The organism is Streptomyces peucetius (genome assembly GCF_025854275.1).
GTDB classification, from domain to species: domain Bacteria; phylum Actinomycetota; class Actinomycetes; order Streptomycetales; family Streptomycetaceae; genus Streptomyces; species Streptomyces peucetius_A.
The window spans coordinates 4186546-4208060 of record NZ_CP107567.1 but is presented as its reverse complement, the minus strand read 5'-3'; the positions used below and the strand labels follow the sequence as shown (position 1 = coordinate 4208060).

Annotated in this window: 16 protein-coding genes and 6 pseudogenes; 15 read left to right on the top strand and 7 right to left on the bottom strand. The window is 69.6% G+C overall.

What is annotated here, in order from left to right:
• Positions 1-8: 8 nt before the first annotated feature.
• The 6 genes from OGH68_RS19395 (at position 9) to OGH68_RS19370 (ending at position 6920) form a co-directional block, all read left to right on the top strand.
• Complete coding sequence (locus OGH68_RS19395; protein WP_264245677.1) at positions 9-1760, top strand: ABC transporter substrate-binding protein; 1752 nt, start codon at positions 9-11, stop codon at positions 1758-1760.
• Between the two features lie 14 nt (positions 1761-1774).
• Entirely contained in the window at positions 1775-2746 is a 972-nt protein-coding gene (locus tag OGH68_RS19390; protein WP_264245676.1) for an ABC transporter permease, read from the top strand.
• Positions 2743-3732, top strand: a complete 990-nt coding sequence (locus tag OGH68_RS19385) for an ABC transporter permease (RefSeq protein ID WP_264245674.1) — start codon at positions 2743-2745, stop codon at positions 3730-3732. The genes OGH68_RS19390 and OGH68_RS19385 overlap by 4 nt, the downstream gene beginning before the upstream one ends.
• Positions 3729-4757, top strand: a complete 1029-nt coding sequence (locus OGH68_RS19380; protein WP_264245672.1) for an ABC transporter ATP-binding protein — start codon at positions 3729-3731, stop codon at positions 4755-4757. Before OGH68_RS19385 ends, OGH68_RS19380 begins: the two co-directional genes overlap by 4 nt.
• A complete protein-coding gene (locus OGH68_RS19375) occupies positions 4754-5746 on the top strand; it encodes an ABC transporter ATP-binding protein (RefSeq protein WP_264245670.1) in 993 nt (330 codons plus the stop codon). Before OGH68_RS19380 ends, OGH68_RS19375 begins: the two co-directional genes overlap by 4 nt.
• A 184-nt stretch (positions 5747-5930) precedes the next feature.
• Positions 5931-6920 carry a LysR family transcriptional regulator gene (locus OGH68_RS19370; RefSeq protein WP_264245669.1) on the top strand — a complete coding sequence of 330 codons (990 nt, stop codon included), beginning with the start codon at positions 5931-5933 and terminating at the stop codon, positions 6918-6920.
• A gap of 380 nt (positions 6921-7300) precedes the next feature.
• Here OGH68_RS19370 and OGH68_RS19365 read toward each other — a convergent pair.
• A pseudogene (locus OGH68_RS19365) lies at positions 7301-7687 on the bottom strand (tyrosine-type recombinase/integrase); the annotation flags it as partial.
• Between the two features lie 546 nt (positions 7688-8233).
• Here OGH68_RS19365 and OGH68_RS19360 point away from each other — a divergent pair.
• Together OGH68_RS19360 and OGH68_RS19355 are read left to right on the top strand one after the other, a co-directional pair.
• On the top strand, positions 8234-8434 hold the full coding sequence (locus OGH68_RS19360; protein ID WP_264245667.1) for a hypothetical protein: 201 nt from the start codon (positions 8234-8236) through the stop codon (positions 8432-8434).
• A 122-nt stretch (positions 8435-8556) separates the two neighbouring features.
• A complete protein-coding gene (locus tag OGH68_RS19355) occupies positions 8557-8832 on the top strand; it encodes a hypothetical protein (protein WP_264245664.1) in 276 nt (91 codons plus the stop codon).
• Positions 8833-8979: 147 nt separating this feature from the next.
• Here the strand turns inward: OGH68_RS19355 and OGH68_RS19350 are convergent.
• Together OGH68_RS19350 and OGH68_RS19345 are read right to left on the bottom strand one after the other, a co-directional pair.
• A pseudogene (locus OGH68_RS19350) lies at positions 8980-9414 on the bottom strand (site-specific integrase); the annotation flags it as partial.
• Positions 9411-9619: pseudogene (locus OGH68_RS19345) on the bottom strand (hypothetical protein); the annotation flags it as partial. The pseudogenes OGH68_RS19350 and OGH68_RS19345, both read right to left, overlap by 4 nt.
• Positions 9620-9864: 245 nt before the next feature.
• On the opposite strand from OGH68_RS19345, the gene OGH68_RS19340 reads away from it, so the two are divergent.
• Positions 9865-11448, top strand: coding sequence for a MauE/DoxX family redox-associated membrane protein (locus OGH68_RS19340; protein ID WP_264245662.1), 1584 nt, complete (start codon positions 9865-9867; stop codon positions 11446-11448).
• Between the two features lie 65 nt (positions 11449-11513).
• Here the strand turns inward: OGH68_RS19340 and OGH68_RS36470 are convergent.
• Together OGH68_RS36470 and OGH68_RS19330 are read right to left on the bottom strand one after the other, a co-directional pair.
• Positions 11514-11603: pseudogene (locus tag OGH68_RS36470) on the bottom strand (DUF397 domain-containing protein); the annotation flags it as partial.
• 417 nt (positions 11604-12020) lie between these two features.
• Positions 12021-12590, bottom strand: coding sequence for a hypothetical protein (locus OGH68_RS19330; RefSeq protein ID WP_264245659.1), 570 nt, complete (start codon positions 12588-12590; stop codon positions 12021-12023).
• A 432-nt stretch (positions 12591-13022) separates the two neighbouring features.
• On the opposite strand from OGH68_RS19330, the pseudogene OGH68_RS19325 reads away from it, so the two are divergent.
• Positions 13023-13672, top strand: a pseudogene (locus OGH68_RS19325) (hypothetical protein).
• Positions 13673-14109: 437 nt separating this feature from the next.
• Positions 14110-15699: an ABC transporter substrate-binding protein gene (locus OGH68_RS19320; protein WP_264245657.1), complete on the top strand. Its 1590-nt coding sequence runs from the start codon at positions 14110-14112 to the stop codon at positions 15697-15699.
• A 198-nt stretch (positions 15700-15897) separates the two neighbouring features.
• On the opposite strand, the pseudogene OGH68_RS19315 reads toward OGH68_RS19320, so the two are convergent.
• A pseudogene (locus OGH68_RS19315) lies at positions 15898-17139 on the bottom strand (MFS transporter); the annotation flags it as partial.
• Positions 17140-17538: 399 nt separating this feature from the next.
• Between OGH68_RS19315 and OGH68_RS19310 the strand changes: the two are divergent.
• From OGH68_RS19310 to OGH68_RS19300, 3 genes are all read left to right on the top strand, one after another.
• Positions 17539-17742 (top strand): cold-shock protein, encoded by a 204-nt coding sequence (locus tag OGH68_RS19310; protein WP_004986771.1) that lies wholly within the window; start codon positions 17539-17541, stop codon positions 17740-17742.
• Between the two features lie 370 nt (positions 17743-18112).
• The gene (locus tag OGH68_RS19305; protein ID WP_264245654.1) at positions 18113-19603 is read left to right on the top strand and encodes a DEAD/DEAH box helicase; all 1491 of its coding nucleotides are present in this window, start codon (positions 18113-18115) and stop codon (positions 19601-19603) included.
• A 69-nt stretch (positions 19604-19672) separates the two neighbouring features.
• Positions 19673-19981 carry an SCO5918 family protein gene (locus tag OGH68_RS19300; protein ID WP_264245652.1) on the top strand — a complete coding sequence of 103 codons (309 nt, stop codon included), beginning with the start codon at positions 19673-19675 and terminating at the stop codon, positions 19979-19981.
• 154 nt (positions 19982-20135) lie between these two features.
• Here the strand turns inward: OGH68_RS19300 and OGH68_RS19295 are convergent, their stop codons facing one another.
• Complete coding sequence (locus tag OGH68_RS19295; RefSeq protein WP_264245650.1) at positions 20136-20510, bottom strand: hypothetical protein; 375 nt, start codon at positions 20508-20510, stop codon at positions 20136-20138.
• 348 nt (positions 20511-20858) lie between these two features.
• Between OGH68_RS19295 and OGH68_RS19290 the strand changes: the two genes are divergently transcribed.
• A complete protein-coding gene (locus tag OGH68_RS19290; protein WP_264245648.1) occupies positions 20859-21197 on the top strand; it encodes a helix-turn-helix domain-containing protein in 339 nt (112 codons plus the stop codon).
• Positions 21198-21515: the final 318 nt, after the last annotated feature.

The window sequence follows — 21515 nt, the reverse complement described above, 5'->3', positions numbered from 1 at the left end:
TGACACTGATGAACAAGCGCACCCTTCTCGCTGTCGCCACCGCCCTGGTGACGACCCTCGCCCTCGGTGCGGCCGGCTGTTCCACCGGCAAGCATTCCGGCGGCAGCCGCGACGGAGACGGCAAGAACCCCGTGACGGCCAACATCGGCACGGTGGTGGGAGGCACCCCCGTCCAGGGCGGCACGCTGACCGTGCTGTCCAACCAGGACTTCACCCACCTCGACCCGGCCCGCAACTGGGTGATGGGCGACATGGACTTCGGCACCCGCCTCCTCTACCGCACCCTCGTGACGTACGAGGCGAAGCCCGGCGCGAAGGGCGGCGAGCTGGTCCCCGACCTCGCCGAGGACCTCGGCACCGCCACCAACGGCGCCAAGACCTGGACCTTCAAGCTCAAGAAGGGGTTGAAGTACGAGGACGGGACCCCGATCACGGCCGGGGACATCAAGTACAACGTGGAGCGGTCCTTCTCCCCGGACCTGCCCGGCGGCCCCGACTACGCGGCCCGCTACCTCGCCGGCGCCGAGGGCTATCAGGGCCCGGCCCAGGGCAGGCACCTCGACTCCATCACGACCCCGGACGACCACACGATCGTCTTCGAACTGCGCAAGCCCTTCGCCGAGTTCCCCTACGCGACCGTCCTGCCGACCTTCGCCCCGGTGCCGCAGAAGCAGGACAAGGGGCCCCAGTACGACAACCGGCCCTTCTCCTCGGGCCCGTACAAGATCGAGTCGTACGCCCGCGACAAGCAGCTCGTACTGGTCCGCAACACCCACTGGGACCCGGCGACCGACACGGTGCGCAAGGCGTACCCGGACAAGGTGGTCGTGACGATGGGGCTCAAGCCCAACCAGATCGACGACCGGCTGATCGCCTCCCAGGGCACGGACGCCTCCGCCGTCTCCTGGGGCAAGCTGCGCCCCGAGTCCACCCCCAAGGTGCTCACCAAGGCCGACGTCAGGACCCGGCTGCTCGCCGAGTCCACCAACTGCACCGAGATGGTGCAGATGCACACGGGGCGTGCCCCCTTCGACGACGTCAAGGTCCGCCAGGCCGTGCAGTACGCCCTGGACCGTGAGGCCGTCATGACCGCCTCGGGCGGGCCGGCCCTCAACGACGTGGCCACCGCCCACATGCCGGGGCCGCTGTTCGGCGGCAAGCAGCCCGACACCCTCAGGATCCCGGTGTCCGGTGACGTGGAGAAGGCGAAGCAACTCCTGAAGGAGGCGGGCAAGCCGGACGGCTTCGCCACCAGCATCACCGTCTCCAACGGAGACAAGGGAGTCGCGGAGGCGGTCCAGCACTCCCTCGGCCGCGCCGGGATCAAGGTCACCATCGAGACCGTCGACCCGTCCGCCTTCTACGACACCATCGGCGACACCGAGAACCGCACCGACCTCGTCTACACCGGCTGGTGCCCGGACTACCCGTCCGGCTCCACCTTCCTGCCCTTCGTCTTCGACGGCCGTTACATCAAGAAGAAGGGCAACTCCGGCAACCACTCGCTCTTCCGCGACCAGGCCACGATGAAGCGGATGGACGAAATCGCCGCCATGACCGACGCCGCACAGGCCAACACGGCCTGGCAGCAGCTGGACGCGGAGATCCTCGCCAAGGCGCCGACGGCGCCCGCCGTCATCGAGCGCATGCCTCTGCTGGTCGGCACCAACATCGCCGGCGCCTTCGGCCACACCTCCTTCGGGGGCCAGATCGACTACGCGACGGTCGGGCTCAAGAACCCTTCGAAGAGCCAGGGCTGAGGGGCCGTCGCGTCATGACCACTCAGGCAAGGACACCGGCGAAGGCACCGGTGAAGAAGCCGGCGAAGACACCGGTGGCTCCGCAGGCGGGCAGCGGCCCCTGGCAGCTGGCCCGCGCGGAGCTGCTCCGCCGCCCCTCCGTCAGGGTCTCCCTCGTCATCGTCACCCTCTTCGCCGTGATGGCGGCCGCCGCTCCCCTGCTCGGCAGCCTGGGCGGCTGGTCCCCCGACGAGTTCGACAAGACGGCCGTCGACCCCTACCTCGGCGGCCTGCCGATCGGGCCGTTCGGCGGAATCTCCGCCGACCACTGGCTGGGCGTCGAACCCGTCACCGGCCGCGACCTGTTCGCCCGGGTCGTGCACGGCGCCCAGGTCTCCCTCCTCATCGCCTTCGCCGCGACCGCCATCGTCGTGGTCGCGGGCACCGCCGCCGGGATCGCGGCCGGCTACTTCGGCGGCCGCACCGACGCCGTACTCAGCCGGATCATGGACCTGACCATGTCCTTCCCCTCCCTCATCTTCATGATCGCGATGATGTCCGTGGCCCGTGACGTCAACCGGATCCTTCTGATGACCGCGGTCATCGGCCTCTTCGGCTGGCCCGGCATCGCCCGTGTCGTGCGCGGACAGACGCTCTCACTCAAGCACCGGGAGTACGTCGACGCCGCCCGCGTCGGCGGCTCCGGACCCTGGCGGATCCTCACCCGCGACATCCTGCCCGGCGTCGCCGGGCCCGTCATCGCGTACACCACTCTGATCATCCCCGGCATGATCGCCACCGAGGCCGCGCTGAGCTACCTCGGCGTCGGGGTGCGACCGCCCACCCCCTCCTGGGGCCAGATGATCGCCGAGAGCGTCGCCTTCTACGACACGGACCCCATGTACTTCGTCATCCCAAGCGCCTGCCTCTTCCTGACTGTGCTGGCGTTCACGCTGCTCGGAGACGCGCTGCGGGACGTCCTCGACCCGAGGGGCAGCCGCTCGTGATCCTCTACCTGGGCCGACGACTGCTCGGCGTGATCGGCGTGCTGATCGCCATCGGCGCCGTCACCTTCACCATCTTCTACGTCCTGCCCTCCGACCCGGCGGCGGCTGCCTGCGGCAAGGCGTGCAGCGCCGAACGGCTGGAGGCGATCCGCGCCCGCATGGGCCTGGATCAGCCGCTGTGGCGGCAGTTCGCGGACTTCGTCACCGGCATCTTCACCGGGCGCACCATGGGCAGCGGCACGTACGCCCTGCACTGCGACTTCCCTTGTCTGGGCTACTCCTACGAGAACAGCCAGGGCGTGTGGGACCTGCTCATGGACCGGCTGCCGGTCTCCGCCTCACTCGCCGTCGGCGCCGCGGCGCTCTGGCTGCTCCTCGGGCTGACCGCGGGAGTGACCGCCGCCCTGCACAAGGACACCCTCGTCGACCGCGCCCTGATGGTCGGCGCCGTCGGCGCCGCCTCGGTGCCGGTCTACTTCACCTCGATGATGCTGATCTACGGCCTCATCCGGGTGGCGGGCCTGCTGCCGTATCCCCAGTACGTGGCGTTCGGCTCCGACCCCGTCGGCTGGGCAGCGAACCTGCTGCTGCCGTGGCTGGCGCTCGCCATCCTGTACGCGGCCATGTACGCGCGCCAGAGCCGGAGCTCGATGATCGAGACGATGGCGGAACCCTTCATCCGCACGGCCCGCGCCAAGGGACTCCCACGGCGCACGGTCGTCGTGAAGCACGGGATGCGGGCGGGCATGACCCCGATCCTGACCATCTTCGGCATGGACCTGGGCGGACTGCTCGCGGGCGCCGTCATCACCGAGTCCATCTTCGGTCTGCCGGGCATCGGACGGCTCTTCTACGGCGCCCTGTCCACCGGCGACCAGCCGGTCATCCTCGGCGTCACCCTGCTCGCCGCCACCTTCATCGTCGTCGCCAACCTGGCCGTCGATCTCCTGTACGCCGTTGTCGACCCGAGGGTGAGGCTTCGATGACCAGCCGCCACTCCATACCGCCCCAGGGGCGCCAGCCCCTTCTGTCCGTGAGCGACCTGACTGTCCGATTCGCCACCAGGAACGGGCCGGTCCGGGCGGTGGACGCGCTCAGCTTCGACGTCCACCGCGGTCGCACCCTCGGCATCGTCGGGGAGTCCGGCTCCGGCAAGTCAGTCACCTCCATGGCCGTCATGGGACTGCACACCACGGCCGAGGTCACCGGCTCCATCCGTCTCGACGGACAGGAGCTGACGGGCCTGACGGAACGCGAACTCGGCCGGCTGCGCGGCCGCCGGATGGCCATGATCTTCCAGGATCCGCTCTCCAGCCTCCACCCGTACTACCCGGTCGGCGAGCAGATCGCCGAGCACCACCGCGTCCACTTCGGCTCCCGGCGCGCCGTGGCCCGGCGGCGGGCCGTGGAGATGCTCGCCGAGGTCGGCATCCCCGAGCCGGAGCGCCGGGTGGACGAGTACCCGCACCAGTTCTCCGGCGGAATGCGGCAGCGCGTGATGATCGCGATGGCGCTGGCCTGTGAACCCGAGCTGCTCATCGCCGATGAACCGACCACCGCACTGGACGTCACCGTGCAGGCACAGATACTGGAGCTGATCGCCCGCCTCCAGCGAGAACGCGGCCTCGCCGTCGTCCTGATCACCCACGATCTGGGGGTGGTGGCCCGGGTGGCCCACGAAGTCCTGGTGATGTACGGAGGCCGTGCGGTCGAAGAGGCATCCGTGGACGCTCTGTTCGCTACCCCCGCCCATCCGTACACCCGGGGCCTGCTCGACTCCCTGCCCCGTCTCGACGACACCGACGACGCCCCGCTCCGGGCGATCCTCGGCAGCCCCCCGTCGCTGCTCACCCCCGCCCCCGGTTGCGCGTTCGCACCCCGCTGCGACCGGGCTGCAGCCGCTTCGGCGGGCGAGCGGCTGCGCTGCGAGACCGAACAACCCCTGCTCGGCGGACCGGCCGGCCATCCGGCCGCCTGCCACCTCCCCTCGTACGAAGGCGCGACCCCATGACGAGCACGACGAGCACGACGTCGCGACCGCTTCTGTCCCTTCGGGACGTGTCGATGGCCTTCCCGGCCAAGCGGCGCGGGACCGCGCCCGTGCGGGCCGTCGACGGCATCGGCTTCGACCTGGCCGCCGGGGAGACGCTCGGCCTGGTCGGAGAGTCCGGCTGCGGCAAGTCCACCACCGGCCGCATGATCGTGCGGCTCCTCGAACCGACCGCCGGCACCATCTCGTACAACGGCCTGGACATCAGCCACCTCTCGCAGCGCGAACTCAAGCCCCTGCGACGCGAGCTGCAGATGGTCTTCCAGGACCCGCACTCCTCGCTCAACCCGCGGCAGACCGTGGCGAGGATTATCTCCGATCCGCTGATGGTGCAGGGCAGTTCGGCGGCTGAGGCGCGGCAGCGCGCCGTCGAGCTGATGGATCTGGTCGGTCTCATCCCGGAGCACATCGACCGCTATCCGCACGAGTTCTCCGGCGGCCAGGCCCAGCGCATCGGCATCGCCCGCGCGCTGGCCACCGGGCCCCGGCTTGTCATCGCCGACGAACCCGTCTCCGCGCTCGACGTGTCCGTCCAGGCTCAGATCGTCAACCTGATGGAGCGTCTCCAGCGGGAACTCGGCCTGGCCTACCTCTTCATCGCCCACGACCTGTCCGTGGTCAAGCGGGTCTGCGACCGCGTCGCCGTCATGTATCTGGGCCGCATCGTCGAGATCGGCGACAAGGAGCGGGTCTACGCGGCCCCCGCCCACCCCTACACGCGCGCCCTGCTCTCCGCCGTCCCCCTGCCCGACCCCGCCGCCGAACGGACCCGCGAGCGCATCACGCTCCTGGGCGACCCGCCGAGCCCGGCCGCGCCCCCGCCCGGCTGCACCTTCCACCCGCGCTGCCCCAAGGCCCGGGACCTGTGCCGCAGCGAGGCACCGCTCCTGCGAATCGCCGCACCGGGCGAGGCACGGGAGGTCGCCTGTCACTTCCCCGAGGCGGCCTGAGCGGCCGTGCCCCCCGGCTCCTGCACGAGGAGTCGGGGGCACGGCCGTGTCTGCGGGCGTCTCAGGAATGTGACCGATGCTGTGGATGTCATGAGCGCAGGCCAATAACATGTGACATTTCACACAGGATTGAGGGAGGACAGCCCCTGACCGAAAGCTGTCGTTCCTCCATAACATCCGCGCCATGGATCTGGAGGTACGGCACCTGCGTCTGGTGTGCGCGATCGCCGAGGCCGGCAGCCTCACCCGGGCCGCCGCCTCGCTGCGCATGACGCAGCCCGGGCTGAGCGCACAACTGCGCCGCATCGAGGCCATGCTCGGCGGTGTCCTGTTCGAACGGCGGCCGGCGGGGGCGCTACCCACACCTTTCGGCGAGCTGGTGCTGGCCAAGGCCCGCTCCATCCTGCCGGGCATTGACGAACTGCTCGCGGACACCGCCCGCGCGGCTCACGACCTGACGTCCCCCTGTCGCATCCGCGTGGGCTCCGTCGGCGCCCCCCTGCTCGGCCATCTCATCCTGGCCGTAAGGGAGTCGCTGCCCGGTGCCGAGCTGACGTCACGCTGCCAGTACTCCCCCGTCACCCTCCTCGACGAGCTGGCCGCAGGCCGTCTGGAGGCAGCGGTCCTCGGCGACCACCCGGAGCAGGAGCTCACGCCACGTGACGGGGTGGTCTTCGCCCCGCTGGTCACCGAACCGGTCTTCGCCCTGCTTCCGGCAGCCCACACACTGGTCGGGGGAACGAGGGCTGATCACCCCGTATCCATCGCCGAACTGGCCGAGCACGACTGGGCGGTGCCCCGGCCAGACGGTGACCGCACCCGCGAGTACTGGACCTCCGTCTGCGCGCTCGCCGGACGCCGCCCCTCGACCCCATACGAGGCCGAGGGGCGCCAACTGATCGAACTGGTCCGCGCCGGTCTGGCCGTCAGCCTCTGCCAGGCCACCTTCCTGCCACCGCCCGGCGTCGTCGTCCGTCCCCTGGCCGGCAACCCCCTCTGGTACCGCCACATTCTTGCCTGGCGCCGTGACGGCCCTCTCGCCCCACACGGCGACACCCTCCTGCGCGCCGTCGCCACCGGCTACCTGAAGACCTGCGCCACCGTCCCGGTCTACGCCCGATGGCGCGAGCAGCACCCGCACGCGGCGCGGACAAGAGTCCCCGACGCCGCCTGAAGCTGAGGCATGGCGAACACCGGACCCGCCCCCGGACTGACGACTTCGCAGAGCAAGCTGCATCTGCGAACCGGGCCGGGCAGGAGCCGGCGTGCCAACGGCGCCGAGGCAGCAGAAGCCCTCGCCCGGCTCCACTCCGCTCTTTCATCGACCGGCGTGCCACTATGTGCCGTACGAGGCGGTGAACAGCGGTCATACGCGGTCGCCCGCCACGTGACCGAGAACCGCGCTCATCGCAACAATTCCGCAGGTCAGGCGACAGGCTGTCGCTGAAGTGCCGGGTGATTCCCAAGCTCAGAGCGCGGGTTCGATTCCCGTCACCCGCTCCAGCAGAAAGCCCCAGGCCAGCGGCCCGGGGCTTCTTTGTTGTCTGGACCGGATCAGGCTTCGCGTGCCCGTTCCGTGCCCGATGCCTGATCATCGGGCACGCTGTCGGCCTTCTCACGCTCGGCGCGGACACGGGCATCGATCCCGTCGGCCACCTCACGCTGACGTTCCAGGTTCGAGTGCTGATAGATCAGCACGGCCCGCTCGGAGGACTGCCCGGCGCGGACCATCGTGTCCTGAGCGTGGCACCCGACTGCGTCGAGAGCGTGTGACCGGTGTGACGAAGGTCGTAGAAGCGGAAGTTCTCCGGGAGTCCAACCGCCGCGCGAGCTTTCCGCCACTTCCGCCCGAACGTGGAGCGCCGGAAGGGCTTGCCCCGCTCCCCCCACAAACAGGAGGCCGTCCGGCTGCTTCTCGGCGTACCAGGCGAGATTTTCTCTACTTCATCAAGGCGGCTCGCTCCGCTCGCCGCGCGCGGCCCCGGCTCCAGCGCCGGGCCCCGACGCTCCTGTCTCCGCCCCGCGCTCCGGGCCCCGGCTCCGCCGGCCGCGCGGCTAGAGCGAGCACACCAGATGCCGTGGACGGTAGCCCGCTATGGCTCGGCCCGGTCGGCTCCTCCACGTCGAGGGAGACCAGGCCAGGTACCGCCACTGACTCGTGCCCGTCACGTGCCCGACCTGCCGGGGAAGGGTGGCGAACCACGGGGAACAGGAGTACCAGTGCCACTCATCCGCAGGTCAGCGACGCCGCAGCTCAGCAGCCATCCGCATACGGCGTCTTCCAAACTGGGGCACCAGACCGTATGGAGCTAGCGTGGTAGAGAGACATCGAGCGGATGCCCGGCGCCGGCCGATGAAACGGAATAAGACATGACCGCGCAAGCAAGCAGGACAGACCCCGACACCGTGCCTTCCAGTACGCCGGTTCCGATCACGAGGCCCCGCGGGCCCCGCGCTGCAGCTGAACACGTCGTCTCGGGTAATTCGGTGACCGTCCGCATGGGTGACCTGCGACTCGAACTGCCACCCAGGGACCAGCTCGCATTCCTAGCGGGCCTCGGCTTCCTCACGGCGCTCGACCTCATCGAATGGCCGCTTGCGCTCGCCATAGCTGTCGGGCACGAATTGGCCCGCAGCCGCCACGGCAAAGCGCTGCGCGAGTTCGGGGAAGCTTTGGAAGAGGCGTGACACGCCCTTCCTCAACGTACCGTTGACACCTCACGTGTCTGGTGTGAACAGCTCCGGGTTGTTCCCCCACCTGTTGAGTGGCTCTGTCCGTGAGAGCGGACAGCACTTGTACGCCGTGTCGGTTGGTCGCGACGCAGTTCGACACCGGAACCGACGCGCCCAACGAGGTCATCGTGCCCAACCTGGTGAACTACTGGTCCGGGCCGGCGACCGCCACCATCGGCAACGGCACCTTCGTGCCCGGCCAGCCCACACGTGACGACCGGGTCAGCCTGGAGCAGCCACGCACCGCGTTCTCCAAGACCTCTGGCAGCGGAAACAACAGCGCGAGCTGGAACCCACCCTCGAGATCAGGATCCCGCAGGACGCCGTCGGCGGGCTCTACAGCGGTACGGTGACCCATTCGGTGGCGTGAGCCCGTGGGCGGACTGCTCCTTGCGCTGGTACTGCTCGTCGGATCAGTCGCGCCCCTGGGCGCGCCGCAGCGGTCTTCTGACGACGTAGGCGTCGGCGAAATCGTGGGACGCGCCGGCAGGACCACCGGCCGCGGTTTCGAGGATGGCCTTCAGCAGTCGGTACGCCTTGGCGACCGTGGTGGCAGCGCCGGTAGCGGCGATCCGTTCGGCCCTCGCGCACGCGAGGCGGGGTGATCTGGTCCAGGTCGTACGTGCCCAACGTCGGGAGGATGTGCAGCCGAAGCAGCCGCCGATACAGCTCATCCGTGGTGGGCAGGACGCCCCTCTCAGTGACCCACTTCAACGCGTACTCGTTGAAGTTGACCGCGCCGGCATCCGGGTCCCGCCAGTCACCGCGGGTGAGATCAGCCTCAACCTGTGAGAGCGGCACCTCGGCATCGGACTTGGTGTCGAAGGTGTCCGGTGCCCGACGCCTCTCCCAGCAGGGTCGAGGTAGGAGGCCGTCCAGCGGCCAGAGCGGTACTGCCTCACCGCTCCGAACCGCCGGAAGGTTCCGAGGCTCAGGCCTCGAAGACCTCCCGCACCGATTGCTCCTGCTCGGCCTGGTGCCGCTTCGCCGAGCCCACCGCCGGGGACGCCAAGTGCGGCGTGAGATGCGGCGCAGGCGTTCGCGGGCCGTGACGTCCTCGCCGACCGCCAGGTCCAAGTGGTCGATCAGGTTGCGGGCGATGAACGGCCAGGCGCCGTAATTGGCCGGCTCCTCCTGGGCCGCGCGTCCCGTGTGGAATTCCTGGCCGGTGTTGAAGGCCTCACTGGCCCGGGCTGCTGAAAGCTTACCGGCCGGTGTCGAGGGGCCAACCGAGTGCTGTTGGAAGGTTCGAGGCTTGTTCCCGCACGAGGGCCGGTAGGAGTGAGTCGCGGGCGTCGCGTCACGTGGCGATCCGCTGGGCGGCCCAGTGTCCCCATGTCGAAGGTGCGGAGATCGATGCGGGGCGAGCGGTAGTGAGTCTGGATATGGACCGGATGGCAGCGATGGCGCTGGCCGCCGTCTTCGGAGTTGCCGCGGTCGCCAAGCTGACCGATCGCGGCGGGCTGCGTAGGGCGATCACCGACTTCGGTGTGCCGACCCGGGTTGCGCCGCTTCTGGGATGGCTGGTTGTGGCGTGCGAGGCGGCCGTCGCCGTGGCCTTGGCCGTACCCCGGTGGGATCGCGGAGGTGCCCTGGCGGCCCTAGGACTGCTGATGGTCTTCAGCGCCGCCGTCGCTCTGAACGTCTCACGCGGGCGGACTCCCGCCTGCCACTGTTTCGGCGGGCTGAACGCTGCCCCGGTCGGGTGGTCGACCGTAGCCCGCAACGGTCTCCTCGCAACCCTCGCGGGATTCGTCGCCGCGGACGGTCACTTCGCCTGGTTCTTCGCGATCGCGGCGGTCATCGCGTCAGGAGCCTGGGCTGTATCGGCTGGACGGGCGTGGACCGGTGTAACCGCCGCGCTGGTCGGCCTGCGGACGGAACGAAGCCAGAAGGTACGGCCAGGCATGCCCGCCCCCGACTTCTCGCTGCGGGACGAGGCGGGTCGGACATGGACGCCCGAGCACTTGCTCGCCGCGGGCCGGCCGCTCTTGCTCATCTTCAGCGACCGCGCATGCGGTGCCTGCACCGCACTGCTTCCCCAGGTGACCCAGTGGCAGGCCCGTCACAGCGATGACCTGACCATCGCCGTCGTGAACGGGGGCGGGGCCTCGGAGGCCCCGCTCGCCGCAGGCGACTTTGGGCCCGGCCCGAGTCGGCAACTGGCGGACCCCGACCGGCGAGTGCTCGCGGCCTACGGAGTCACGGCGACACCGAGCGCCGTACTGATCGACGCCGAGGGGATCGTCGTGGCCGCGCCCGCGCTCGGCGCGACCGGGATCGGCGATCTGCTCGCCAAGGCCCTGAAGCCGCGGGGCAGGTCGACCATCGCCCGGCGGGCCGTGCTTTTCGCCTCGGCCACGCTGGTTCCCGCCTTCGCTTCGGCGTGCGCGGCGACCCGCAACGTCACTGGTGCGGCCCCGTCCGGAGGCAGCGCCAGCCCCACCGCATCCAGGCGGCCGAAAGAGGTGAAGGAGGGCGACGCCTGGTTGTGCGACCAGCGCTACGCGCTGTGCACCTCGGCCGCCTGCGAGCCGTCGTCCACCGATCCGGGCATCGTCATCTGCCGCTGCGAGGTCCAGGACGGCTACTCCGTCGGCCTCACCTCGTGCGCCGAGCGCGCGCCGGTCGGCGACAGAGTGTTCTCCACGTTCTCGGTGCAGAACACCAGCAGCAGTACGCACACCATGACTTGTCCCGATCGAGGGCAATGGGGCAACTGTCTCGACGTGGTCTGCCAGATCGACCCGCAGAACCCCCAACGGGCCCTTTGCCAGTGCAAGTCGGTGGAGAGTGAGAACTACCTGACCTTCGGCGGCAACTGCGACACCCGCACCTGCACCACGATGATCTGGTCCGCCGCCACCCAGCAACTGCCGGGCGTGGCCGAGTACCAGAGCGCCATGAAGAGGATCGGCCTTCCGGTCACGCTCCCTGAGTCGTGCCCGAGCGGTGCGCCACGCGCGTAAGGGCACTCGCCACGAACCAGGACCATGCCGCACCTGATATCGCCAAGGCGAAGCCCCTCGGACCGCTTAAAATCTCGTACGGAAGTGCCGTCGTGCGCGCCCTCCAGGCATTCGCCGCCCGCGCCGTTGCTGTGCGAGGACTTGAACCAAGACAAGCTGTTCTCGCAAGCCGACTCTGCAAGAGTGCATGTCGATGAAGCCGTGGGATCTGGCCTTCAGGGCCGAACCCGAGGCGGTGTCGGCCCTGCGCCGAACACGACCTCGCGCTTTGTCAGTTCCGTAGTGGCGACCGGAGACTGGGCAACTGTTCGCTCGTGTTCTGGAGCGCTGCGCGCGTGTACTGGGCGAGGCAGACCCCGTGACACTGATCTCCGCGGCCCAGCCTGAGCTGCTTCGCCAGGGAGCATGGTGACAGCGACCAGGCGCTCGAGAACAGTGAATCCGACGTCGCGCGGTACGAGAAGATGCTGCCCGAGCGGCGCCCCTACATCGTCCGCTCACGGGCCAACTGCCTTTCGCCGACATGATCCGGGCAGAGGGCGAGAATCATCCCCGGACGCTCGGATGCGTCGTCAATGCCTCCGCCAACCGGAATCTGTTGGGCGACCCCGAGTCAGCTGCCGATTGGCGGTGGAGGCTATGTGGTGGCGGGTCACCCGGGCGCATTCGTGCCAGAACGGTATGGCGGTCAGGTAGGCGCCGAGTGCGGAGAGGATGCCGAGGGAGACGTCCACGCTGAGGCGTCCTTGCTTGGCCCAGTAGACGTCCTGCAGGTCGAGGAGCAGGGCGAATTCATCGGCGATAAGTGCGGTTCCTGCGCCGTAGGCGGCGGCGACAGCGGGGTGGCCGACGGCGCGTTCGTCGCCGCGCACGGCGATGATCCCGATGCCGGCGAGGGTGCCGATGCCGATGTTGTAGTGGTGCAGATGCTGGCCGCCGGCGGAGATGTTCCCCAAGGGCAGCCATCCGCCGCGGATGCCGTGGGTGATGGTCCGCACGGTTCCCCAGGTGACGCCGAACGCGATCCATGTCACGAGCAGCGATCTCTTCGTGGGTGTGAGGTGCTGGTTTGCCGATTCGCGCCAGCGGGCGACCAGACGTGGCCGGTGCCGGTTCAACTCCGGGGAGGTGTCATCAACCATGGGGGTCACTTCCCACGACCGGAGTACGTGGATCCCCAACCGGAGAAATGCGAGAAGGGCGAACTGTCCCGGCCACGGCGTTCATGCAGCAGCGGCAGTAGTCCTCACGGTCGCACATACCGTCCGCTGTCTGGGCCGCGTTGAAAATCCGAGCGCACAAGGCGTTGCCGCTGCCTTCGTCCGCATGCCACAGAAGGCCGGTGCCGACCTCCGACGCTACGTGCCCGGTGCACATGTTGTACATCGGCCACCTCCCACTCGAACGCTATTGCGGTCCATTACAAGAGAAGCCCACGTCGTTCGAAGCGGCAATTCAAACGTTTCCGGGCTCTCGCTCGAACGGGGGGAGCAGCATGTCAGAGACATAGCTGGGGCGGGAGCCGTAGGGCATGGCGTACTCCAGGGGCAGATGAGCGGGGGCGCGGCCGGGTAATAGTGCACAAGGGACGTATCGTGTTCGCGGCTGCTCTGGTCAGCATGACGCTCGGGCTCTCGGCCTGCGGCAGCGGCGAAGAGGGCCGGTGGCGCAGGACTCGCCGGTGGCGTCGACCCCGGCCACGTCCGAGCCGAGCAGTGAGAACGCGGCTGCCGGCGGTGACGGCGACGGCGACAGTGCCGCTCCTGTCGAGGGTGACGTCACTGCGCCGGGCACGAAGCTCAAGGTTGGCGACAGGGCTGTCCTGCCGTTCGAGTACACGAGGAAGAAGAAGGGCACCGTCGCCGTGACCGTCACGGCGATCGAGAAGGGCGCGGCAGCCGACATGGCCGCCTTCGGCGAGAAGGCAAAGGGACTGACGCCCTACTTCATCAAGATGAAGGTGGAGAACGTCGGCGGCACCGACCTGCCGTACGCGTCGCTGAAGCTGGACGGTGTGCTGGAGGGCGGCAGCGGCACGGGCGTCGTACTGATCAGCGATATCCCGGGCAAGTGCGACAACGAGACCGCCCCCAGCGAGTTCACCACCAAGGGCGCGTCGTACGAGACCTGCGCGCTCAGCGCCACGAAGGGCTCGCCCGTCACCGCCGCCTCGTTCGACGAGGGCGACGCGTACAGCGACAGCCCGGTCGTCTGGACCGACTGAGGATCCGCGCCTGCCTGTACCTCGCCGGTCCGACCGCCGCAGCCGGTCCAGGTCGTCATCGCACGGCCGGCCGGCGGCCGACAACCGACCTGCCGGTGGAGCGGCAGCCCGGCGTCGGCTCTGTGTCGTCGGGGTGGACGACCTCCGCGCCGACGCGGCGTGCCGGTGCGCGGGAAAGTGCAGCCGGAGCTGTGAGCGCTGGGCCGCAGGTTCGCCGAGGTCGCGGACACCGCGCTGCCGGACGCGATCCGCCTGGTCGCGGACGAGTGGTACGTCGCCTCCCGCGATGGCGCCAGCGGCGGCGAATGGGCGCTCGACGCCGGCGCGGACGTACGACTATGGGGGTTCGGCAGGGGAACTGCCCGACTTGTAGCATTCGGCGGGGCACGTCGCACATCGCCGCCCTATGGCACAAGAGAATTCAGAGGCACGGTTCTGTGAAGGCACGTAACAAGTGGCTGACCATCCCACTCGCGGCGGGACTGGCGGCCGGCCTGTTGAGCGGCTGCGGCAACCAGGAGGGCGGTGCCGGTTCCGACGACAGCGACTCGCTGGTCATAGGAATGTCGGACGAGATCCTCGCCACTGATCCGGCGGCAGGCTACGACCCCGGCTCCTGGCTGCTGTTCAACAACGTCTTCCAGTCGCTGCTCAGCTTCCCCAAGGGCAGCTCCACCCCGAAGCCGGAGGCGGCCGAGAGCTGCACCTTCGACGAGGGTGGCAGCACGGTCTACCGCTGCACACTGCGCGACGGTCTGACCTTCAGCAACGGCAACAGTCTGACGTCGAAGGATGTGAAGTTCTCCTTCGAGCGCGTGCGGAAGATCGCCAGCGACGCGGGGCCGATGCCTCTGCTCTCCACCATCGACAGGATCGAGACGCCGGACGAGGAGACGGTCGTCTTCCGGCTCAAGGTCCCCGACGCCACCTTCCCGAGCAAGATCGCCTCGGGCGCCGGCTCCATCGTCGACCACCGCGAGTACGAGGCCGACGCGCTGCGCACCGACGGCAAAGCAATCGGCTCGGGGCCGTACAAGCTCGACTCGTACGGCGAGGACGAGGCGGTCTTCTCGCTCAACCCCAGCTACCGGGGCACCGCCGAGGCGCAGAACTCGGGCATCACCCTCAAGCTCTTCCACAGCGACCAGAAGGCGCTGGCAACGGCGCTCGGCGAGGGGCGGATCGACATCGCCTACCGAGGACTGCCCGCGGACGACATATCCGATCTGCAGGGCTCGGCGTCGGCCGACGCCCAGGGGATCGAGGTCGTCGAGGGCACCAGTGCGGAGGTGCAGCACCTGGTCTTCAACCTCAACGACCCGGTCGTCGGCAAGCTCGGCGTACGCAAGGCCATCGCGTATCTCATCGACCGCGACGCCCTGGTCCGGGACGTGTACCAGTCCACGGCGACCCCGCTGTACTCGATCATCCCGGCCGGCATCACCGGCCACAACACCGCCTATTTCGACCTGTACGGAGGCACTCCGCAGCCGCAGCGGGCGAAGGAGGCACTGCGCACCGCCGGCATCCACGACAAGGTGAAGCTCACTCTGTGGTCCACGCCGAGCCGCTACGGCCCCGCCACCGACCAGGAGTTCAAGGCGATCGCCCAGCAGCTCAACGAGAGCGGTCTGTTCGATGCGACCGTCAAGTCGGTCGGATTCGAGCAGTACGAGAAGGACATCGCGGCCGGGAAGTACGGCGTCTACGTGAAGGGCTGGGTCCCCGACTTCCCCGACCCCGACAACTTCACGCAGCCCTTCTTCGGCGAGGACAACGTCCTCGGCAACCACTACCGGAACGAGCGGATCACCGGCTCGATCCTCCCCCGGACCGCCGCCGTCGCCGACCGGGCCGCCACCGAGCAGCAGTACGGGGAACTGCAGGACCTGGTCGCGGCGGAACTGCCGATCCTGCCGCTCTGGCAGGGCAAGCAGTACGCGGTGGCCTACGGCGACATCACGGGCCTGGAGTGGACCCTGGACGAGTCGACCGTCTTCCGCTTCTGGGAGATCAAGAAGATCTGACCGGCCGTAGCCGCTGCGGTCGGCGCACGACGTCGCATCGGGCGGATGCCGCGTAGCCACTGGGCGAACGGGGGGCCGTCCTCGCCCTGGTCGTGAGGAACGCCTTGCGCGGACAGGGTGGCGCCCCGTGCCTGATGCCGAGTCCCGCCGCGGCCGCGGTCTCCCGGCCGCCTGTCCGGGCTCAACTCCTGCTGTGGGCGCGCGGTTCCGGGTACAGGCCCCGAGGGCCGCGGCGAGGGCCGAGACCAGGGCGAGCACGACGAACAGTCCGCTCTGGATCCCCAGCGCGGACGCCAGGGCGGCGCCGGCCCAGGGTGCGAGGGCGGCGGCGAGTGTGGCCGGGGCCGCGAGGAGGGCGGAGAGCCGGGCGTAGTGGCGGGTGCCCCAGCGGTCGGAGACGGCGGTGGCCTGGAGGAGGGTGAGGTTGCCGCGGACGACGCCGGCGAGGACGGCGATGACGACGAGCAGCGGGAGCGGTCCGGGCACCAGGGCGAAGGCGGCCGTAGTGGCGCCGCCCGCTGAGATGAGGAGCGTGGTGCGGGTCGTGACGCCTGTCCGGCGGGCCAGGGTGGCGTAGAGCGTCCGTCCGAGGGCCTGTCCGGCGCCGCCGAGTCCCAGGGCCCAGGCGGCGGTTGTCGCGCTCGCGCCGCGTTTCGGTCAGCAGAGGGACGAGGCCGAAGACGACCGCGTGCATCGCGAAACCGGAGAGGGTGAAGGCCGCGGCGAGGAGGACGAAGGGGCGGGTGCGGGTGACGTCGCCCGACGCCGGCGCGGCAGCTCGCCGGCGGTCGTCCGCGGGGGCCGCCGGCCATGGGGCGCGCAGAGCGAGGGCGTGGGCCGGGACGGTGACGAGGGCGAGGATGCCGGCCAGTACGGCGTAGGTGGCGCGCCAGGTCAGGTGCTCGGCAAGCGCTGCCGTGAGCGGCGCGAAGACAGTGCTGGCCAGGCCGCCGGCCAAGGTGATGACGGTGAGCGCGCGGACGCGGTCGGCGCCCCACGTGGGGGCACCCCGGACGGAGTCTGGGGGAGGGGCACGGCAGCGAAGGCCGGCTGGTAGAAGGTGGCGGCCATCGCCGCACCCGCCGCCGTCCACGCGGCGAAGAACACGGCGAGGTTCGGGGCGGCAGCGATCGCCGACAGGGCGAGCACCGCGAGAAGGGAGCCGCCCGTCATGACGGCGTGCGGGCCGCGGCGGTCCAGGATGCGGCCCACCGGAATCCCGGCCGCCGCCGAGACCAGCAGGGCGAGGGAGAAGGCACCCGTCGTCGTTCCGGCGGACCAGCCTGTGTCGGCGGTGATGTGTGGCAGCAGGACCGGGAACGCGTAGTAGACGATGCCCCAACCGGTGATCTGGGTGGCGCACAGGGCGGGCAGGACGCCCCTGGGCCGGGACCGGTGCTTCGCCTCCGCCGGACCCTGGTGCACGGGGGCGTGCGTCACTTGCGCCTCGGCTCCGTCGACGTCCTTGTCCGATCAGCCTGGCACCTGATTCGACATGCGTCAACATAGACCGCCATCGAACCTGCCGGCGCGGACGCTCCACTCCGGAGGGGTCAATATCTGTGTCCGCGAAATGAGAAATCGACACGACCCCTGATGAGCTTTTCTGAGGCAACAGGCGGAGCGTAATCATTCGGCGCGCACGGCGGAACTCAGCGTGCTACTGTCGACACCAGTTGCAGTTGTGGTTCCCAGAACTTCAAGCACCCTCACCGGCTTCGGTGCCAGCGGGAGTGCTTTTGTATTTCCGGTAGTTTCCCGGGCAGGGCAATCATCGCGGCGACGCGGATTCCGCACAGTGCGGAATCCGAATGCACTGCCCCGAAGGAGATTCAACATATGGCTACTGGCACCGTGAAGTGGTTCAACGCGGAAAAGGGATTCGGCTTCATCGAGCAGGACGGTGGCGGCGCCGACGTGTTCGCCCACTACTCGAACATCGCCGCCCAGGGCTTCCGCGAGCTGCTCGAAGGCCAGAAGGTGAGCTTCGACATCGCGCAGGGCCAGAAGGGCCCGACGGCGGAGAACATCGTTCCCGCCTGACGCTGAGCGCACAGTCCGAGCTGGGGCCCGCACCTTGGGTGCGGGCCCCAGCTCGTTGCACTTGGGGGCACAGCCCCTTTGTCACGCCGTGATGATTTCCCCGGCTGCATGTCGCCGAGAACCGAACCAGTTCTGGGCCCTACGCGGGACGCTCCACTCGAAGTTCCGGACCGAAAGAGTCCGACCGGAGCTCCCCGTGCACGACGCGCCGGTGCCTCCGCACCGGACCGCGCCACCCATTTTCAGCGCCTCGGCCTGGGCGTCATCCGCCGGCCGGATCAGCTGTCGCATTCTGGCCCGTTCTTGCGATTCTCTGTGCCGTTCATTCTGCAGGAATTCCTTGATCGCGCCGCTTCGAGGAAGGTTCTGCATGAACCGCACACGTACGAACAGCCGTTTCACCCGCAGCAGCACCGGCACGCGCACCCGCGCTGCCGGTTCCTACTCCGGAAAGGGCGGCCGTTCCGGCGGCCACGGGCGCCGTCCCGCCGCGCCACAGGGCGAGTTCGCCCTGCCGGTGACGATCACACCCGCGCTTCCCGCCGTCGAGGCGTTCGCCGATCTCGACATGCCGCGGCCGTTGCTGGCCGCGCTCGCCGCCGAAGGCGTGACCGTACCGTTCCCGATCCAGGCGGCGACGCTGCCGAACTCCCTCGCCGTACGTGACGTACTCGGCCGCGGGCGCACCGGATCGGGCAAGACGCTCGCCTTCGGACTGGCGCTGCTGGCCCGTACGGCAGGCCGGCGGGCCGAGCCGCGGCAGCCGCTGGCCCTGGTACTGGTGCCCACCCGGGAGCTGGCGCAGCAGGTCACCGACGCGCTCACTCCGTACGCCCGCTCCGTGCGGTTGCGGCTGACCACGGTTGTCGGCGGGATGTCGATCGGCAAGCAGGCCGGTGCGCTGCGGGGCGGGGCCGAGGTCGTCGTCGCGACGCCGGGCCGGCTGAAGGACCTCATCGAACGGGGCGACTGCCGCCTCGACCAGGTCGACATCACGGTCCTCGACGAGGCCGACCAGATGGCCGACATGGGCTTCATGCCGCAGGTCACGGCCCTGCTGGACCAGGTACGCACCGGCGGGCAGCGGATGCTGTTCTCGGCCACCCTGGACCGCAACGTCGACCTGCTGGTCCGCCGGTACCTGACCGACCCGGTGGTCCACTCCGTCGACCCGTCCGCGGGCGCGGTCACCACGATGGAGCACCACGTCCTCCATGTGCACGGTGCGGACAAGCACCGGGCCACGACCGAGATCGCCGCGCGCGAGGGCCGGGTGATCATGTTCCTGGACACCAAGCACGCCGTCGACAAGCTCACCGGCCATCTGCTGAACAACGGCGTACGGGCCGCCGCCCTGCACGGCGGAAAGTCGCAGCCGCAGCGCAACCGGACCCTCGCCCAGTTCAAGACGGGCGATGTGACCGTCCTGGTGGCGACGAACGTCGCGGCACGCGGCATCCACATCGACAACCTCGACCTCGTCGTCAACGTGGATCCGCCCAGTGACCACAAGGACTACATCCACCGAGGGGGCCGCACGGCGCGCGCCGGCGAGTCCGGCCGCGTCGTCACCCTGGTGACGCCCGACCAGCGCCGGGACATGACCCGTCTCATGTCCGATGCCGGGATCCGCCCGCACACCACGCAGGTCCGCGCCGGCGAGACCGAACTGAGCCGCATCACCGGCGCGCGGACCCCGTCGGGCGTCCCGGTCGTCATCGCGGCACCGGCGCCCGAGCGCCCCAAGCGCAGCGCCTCCGCCTCCCGCGGTCGCCGCGGCCGTAACTCCAGGACCGGTCGCACCGGCCAGGCGGCGCGACGCACGGCCCAGCAGCAGCCCGCCCTCGGCGCGGCGGCCTAGAACGTACGCGATCACTCGGGCCCGGCCCGATGGCCGGTCGGAACCTTCTCCCACTCCCTGTGAGGCACCATGCGCTGCGTCATCGCCCGTTTCCCGTTCGACCTGACCAAGAGCGGGGTGCTGGCCTCGATGAAGGGCGTCAAGCCCGAGCCCGTCACGGGTGACTCCGTGATCATCGGCCGCCGCCACTACCCCGTGATGCAGGTGGGGGAAGTCATCACCCGGCAGGACCGTCGTGACTTCACCGCCGGCGAAGTCGCCAGGGCCATGGCACGCCTGGGCTTCACGTGCCGTGCCCGGCCCGCGGCGACGCCCGCGCGCGTCCTGTCTCCGTTCGAGGAAGCGTCGGCCCTGCTCGGCACGTCCGCAGTCGTCTGACCGACGGCGCAGGCCGGCACGGGCGGCGGCACACGACAGCGACATGGGCACGGCCGGCACGTCGGCCGTGCCCATGTCGGGTTCGGCCTCCGGTCGGTACGACGGCACGGACCGGGCCGGCCGGGCCCCGCCCGTCCGGCCCGGTGAACGTGCCTCAGTGGTCGGAGTAGCTGAAGTCGCCGGCGGTCCAGCCGCTCACGTCCTTGATCGCGACGCGGTACATGCCACCCGTCTCGGGGATACCGACGCTGCCCTGCAGGATCCGGGCGACGTGGAAGTGCAGATGCGTGGGCGGCTCGCCCCGGTCGGGCCGGCCTTCGGCCTGCTCGGCGGAGAAGACGCCTGAGAACGGGCGAAGGCGGTCCGAGTCCCTCAGGACCTCCGACACGCGCTGCCGCCACACGGCTTCGGGTGCCAGCCGTCCGGTGATGACGGCCCCGCCGATGACCACGGTCAGGGACATCTGATTGCTCTGCTCGGACTCCACCATGGCGGCGATGTCAACGAGGAGTTCGTCAGCATTCGACATGAGAGCGGATTCTATTCGCCCACGGGCCGCCCGCGCGGGGCACAGCGGGCACAGGGGCGGACACAGCGGCGCTTCCTTCGAGGCCGCCCCGTCACCGGAGCGGGGTGACCGCGGTCTCCGGTCGTCGCTGCCCGCGGACGGCCTCGGCCACAGCGGCCCGAAATCCGTGCCCGTCACGGCAGACGCCGGCCGTCACGCGGTTGACTCCCGTCCTCTTCCGGGCGGGGCGACGGATACAGCAGGTCGGCACGGCACCGCGGCAGAGCCGGCGGATGGTGTTGAATTTCCCCCGGGGCCTTGGTGCTGTACGGCACGGGGCCCCTCGACGCGTTGCTCAACGAGGTGAGAATGACAGCAGACACTCCGCTCAACGGTCGCCTGGACGACGACGACTACCCCGCGTACACCATGGGACGTGCCGCCGAGATGCTCGGCACCACCCCCGGATTCCTCCGCGCCATCGGTGAGGCCCGCCTCATCACCCCGCTCCGCTCCGAGGGCGGGCACCGGCGGTACTCCCGCTACCAGCTCCGGATCGCCGCCCGCGCCCGCGAGCTCGTCGATCAAGGGATGCCGGTCGAGGCCGCCTGCCGCATCGTCATCCTCGAGGACCAGCTCGAAGAAGCCCAGCGCATCAACGCGGAGTTCCGCCGCGCGGCAGCCGAAGGGCGCGACAACTCCCAGTGACCCCTACCGGCACGCTTGGCACGACCGGCACCGAGGAAATACGTTCCGAGCGAGAGCGGCGGGGGCCCGTGGCGTCCGGCGGGACCACCGACGGAGAGTCCGCCTGCGTACGCTCTGCGCGGTCTTCGACCGGAGTAGGCTGAAATGGCCGGGGCGTTTCGCACGCCGGTTCTCCTGTCGGCGTCGTTCCCGGCGAGGAGCTGCGCCGGGATGTCCAGGACAAACCCGAGACGGGTCCAGTCATGACCGTGAACTCCCTGCCCCGGCCGCCGTGCTGGACACGGGCCGGGTCAGCCGGATCAGCCGGGTCGCGGTGGA

What these genes read in the sequence shown, in the direction of transcription:
- OGH68_RS19375 (WP_264245670.1), top strand. Translation starts at nt 4,754, where the DNA reads ATGACGAGCACGACGAGCACGACGTCGCGACCGCTTCTGTCCCTTCGG.
- OGH68_RS19295 (WP_264245650.1), bottom strand. Translation starts at nt 20,510, where the DNA reads ATGTCGAATGCTGACGAACTCCTCGTTGACATCGCCGCCATGGTGGAG.
- OGH68_RS19390 (WP_264245676.1), top strand. Translation starts at nt 1,775, where the DNA reads ATGACCACTCAGGCAAGGACACCGGCGAAGGCACCGGTGAAGAAGCCG.
- OGH68_RS19340 (WP_264245662.1), top strand. Translation starts at nt 9,865, where the DNA reads ATGGACCGGATGGCAGCGATGGCGCTGGCCGCCGTCTTCGGAGTTGCC.
- OGH68_RS19380 (WP_264245672.1), top strand. Translation starts at nt 3,729, where the DNA reads ATGACCAGCCGCCACTCCATACCGCCCCAGGGGCGCCAGCCCCTTCTG.
- OGH68_RS19310 (WP_004986771.1), top strand. Translation starts at nt 17,539, where the DNA reads ATGGCTACTGGCACCGTGAAGTGGTTCAACGCGGAAAAGGGATTCGGC.
- OGH68_RS19305 (WP_264245654.1), top strand. Translation starts at nt 18,113, where the DNA reads ATGAACCGCACACGTACGAACAGCCGTTTCACCCGCAGCAGCACCGGC.
- OGH68_RS19300 (WP_264245652.1), top strand. Translation starts at nt 19,673, where the DNA reads ATGCGCTGCGTCATCGCCCGTTTCCCGTTCGACCTGACCAAGAGCGGG.
- OGH68_RS19290 (WP_264245648.1), top strand. Translation starts at nt 20,859, where the DNA reads ATGACAGCAGACACTCCGCTCAACGGTCGCCTGGACGACGACGACTAC.
- OGH68_RS19395 (WP_264245677.1), top strand. Translation starts at nt 9, where the DNA reads ATGAACAAGCGCACCCTTCTCGCTGTCGCCACCGCCCTGGTGACGACC.
- OGH68_RS19330 (WP_264245659.1), bottom strand. Translation starts at nt 12,590, where the DNA reads ATGGTTGATGACACCTCCCCGGAGTTGAACCGGCACCGGCCACGTCTG.
- OGH68_RS19370 (WP_264245669.1), top strand. Translation starts at nt 5,931, where the DNA reads ATGGATCTGGAGGTACGGCACCTGCGTCTGGTGTGCGCGATCGCCGAG.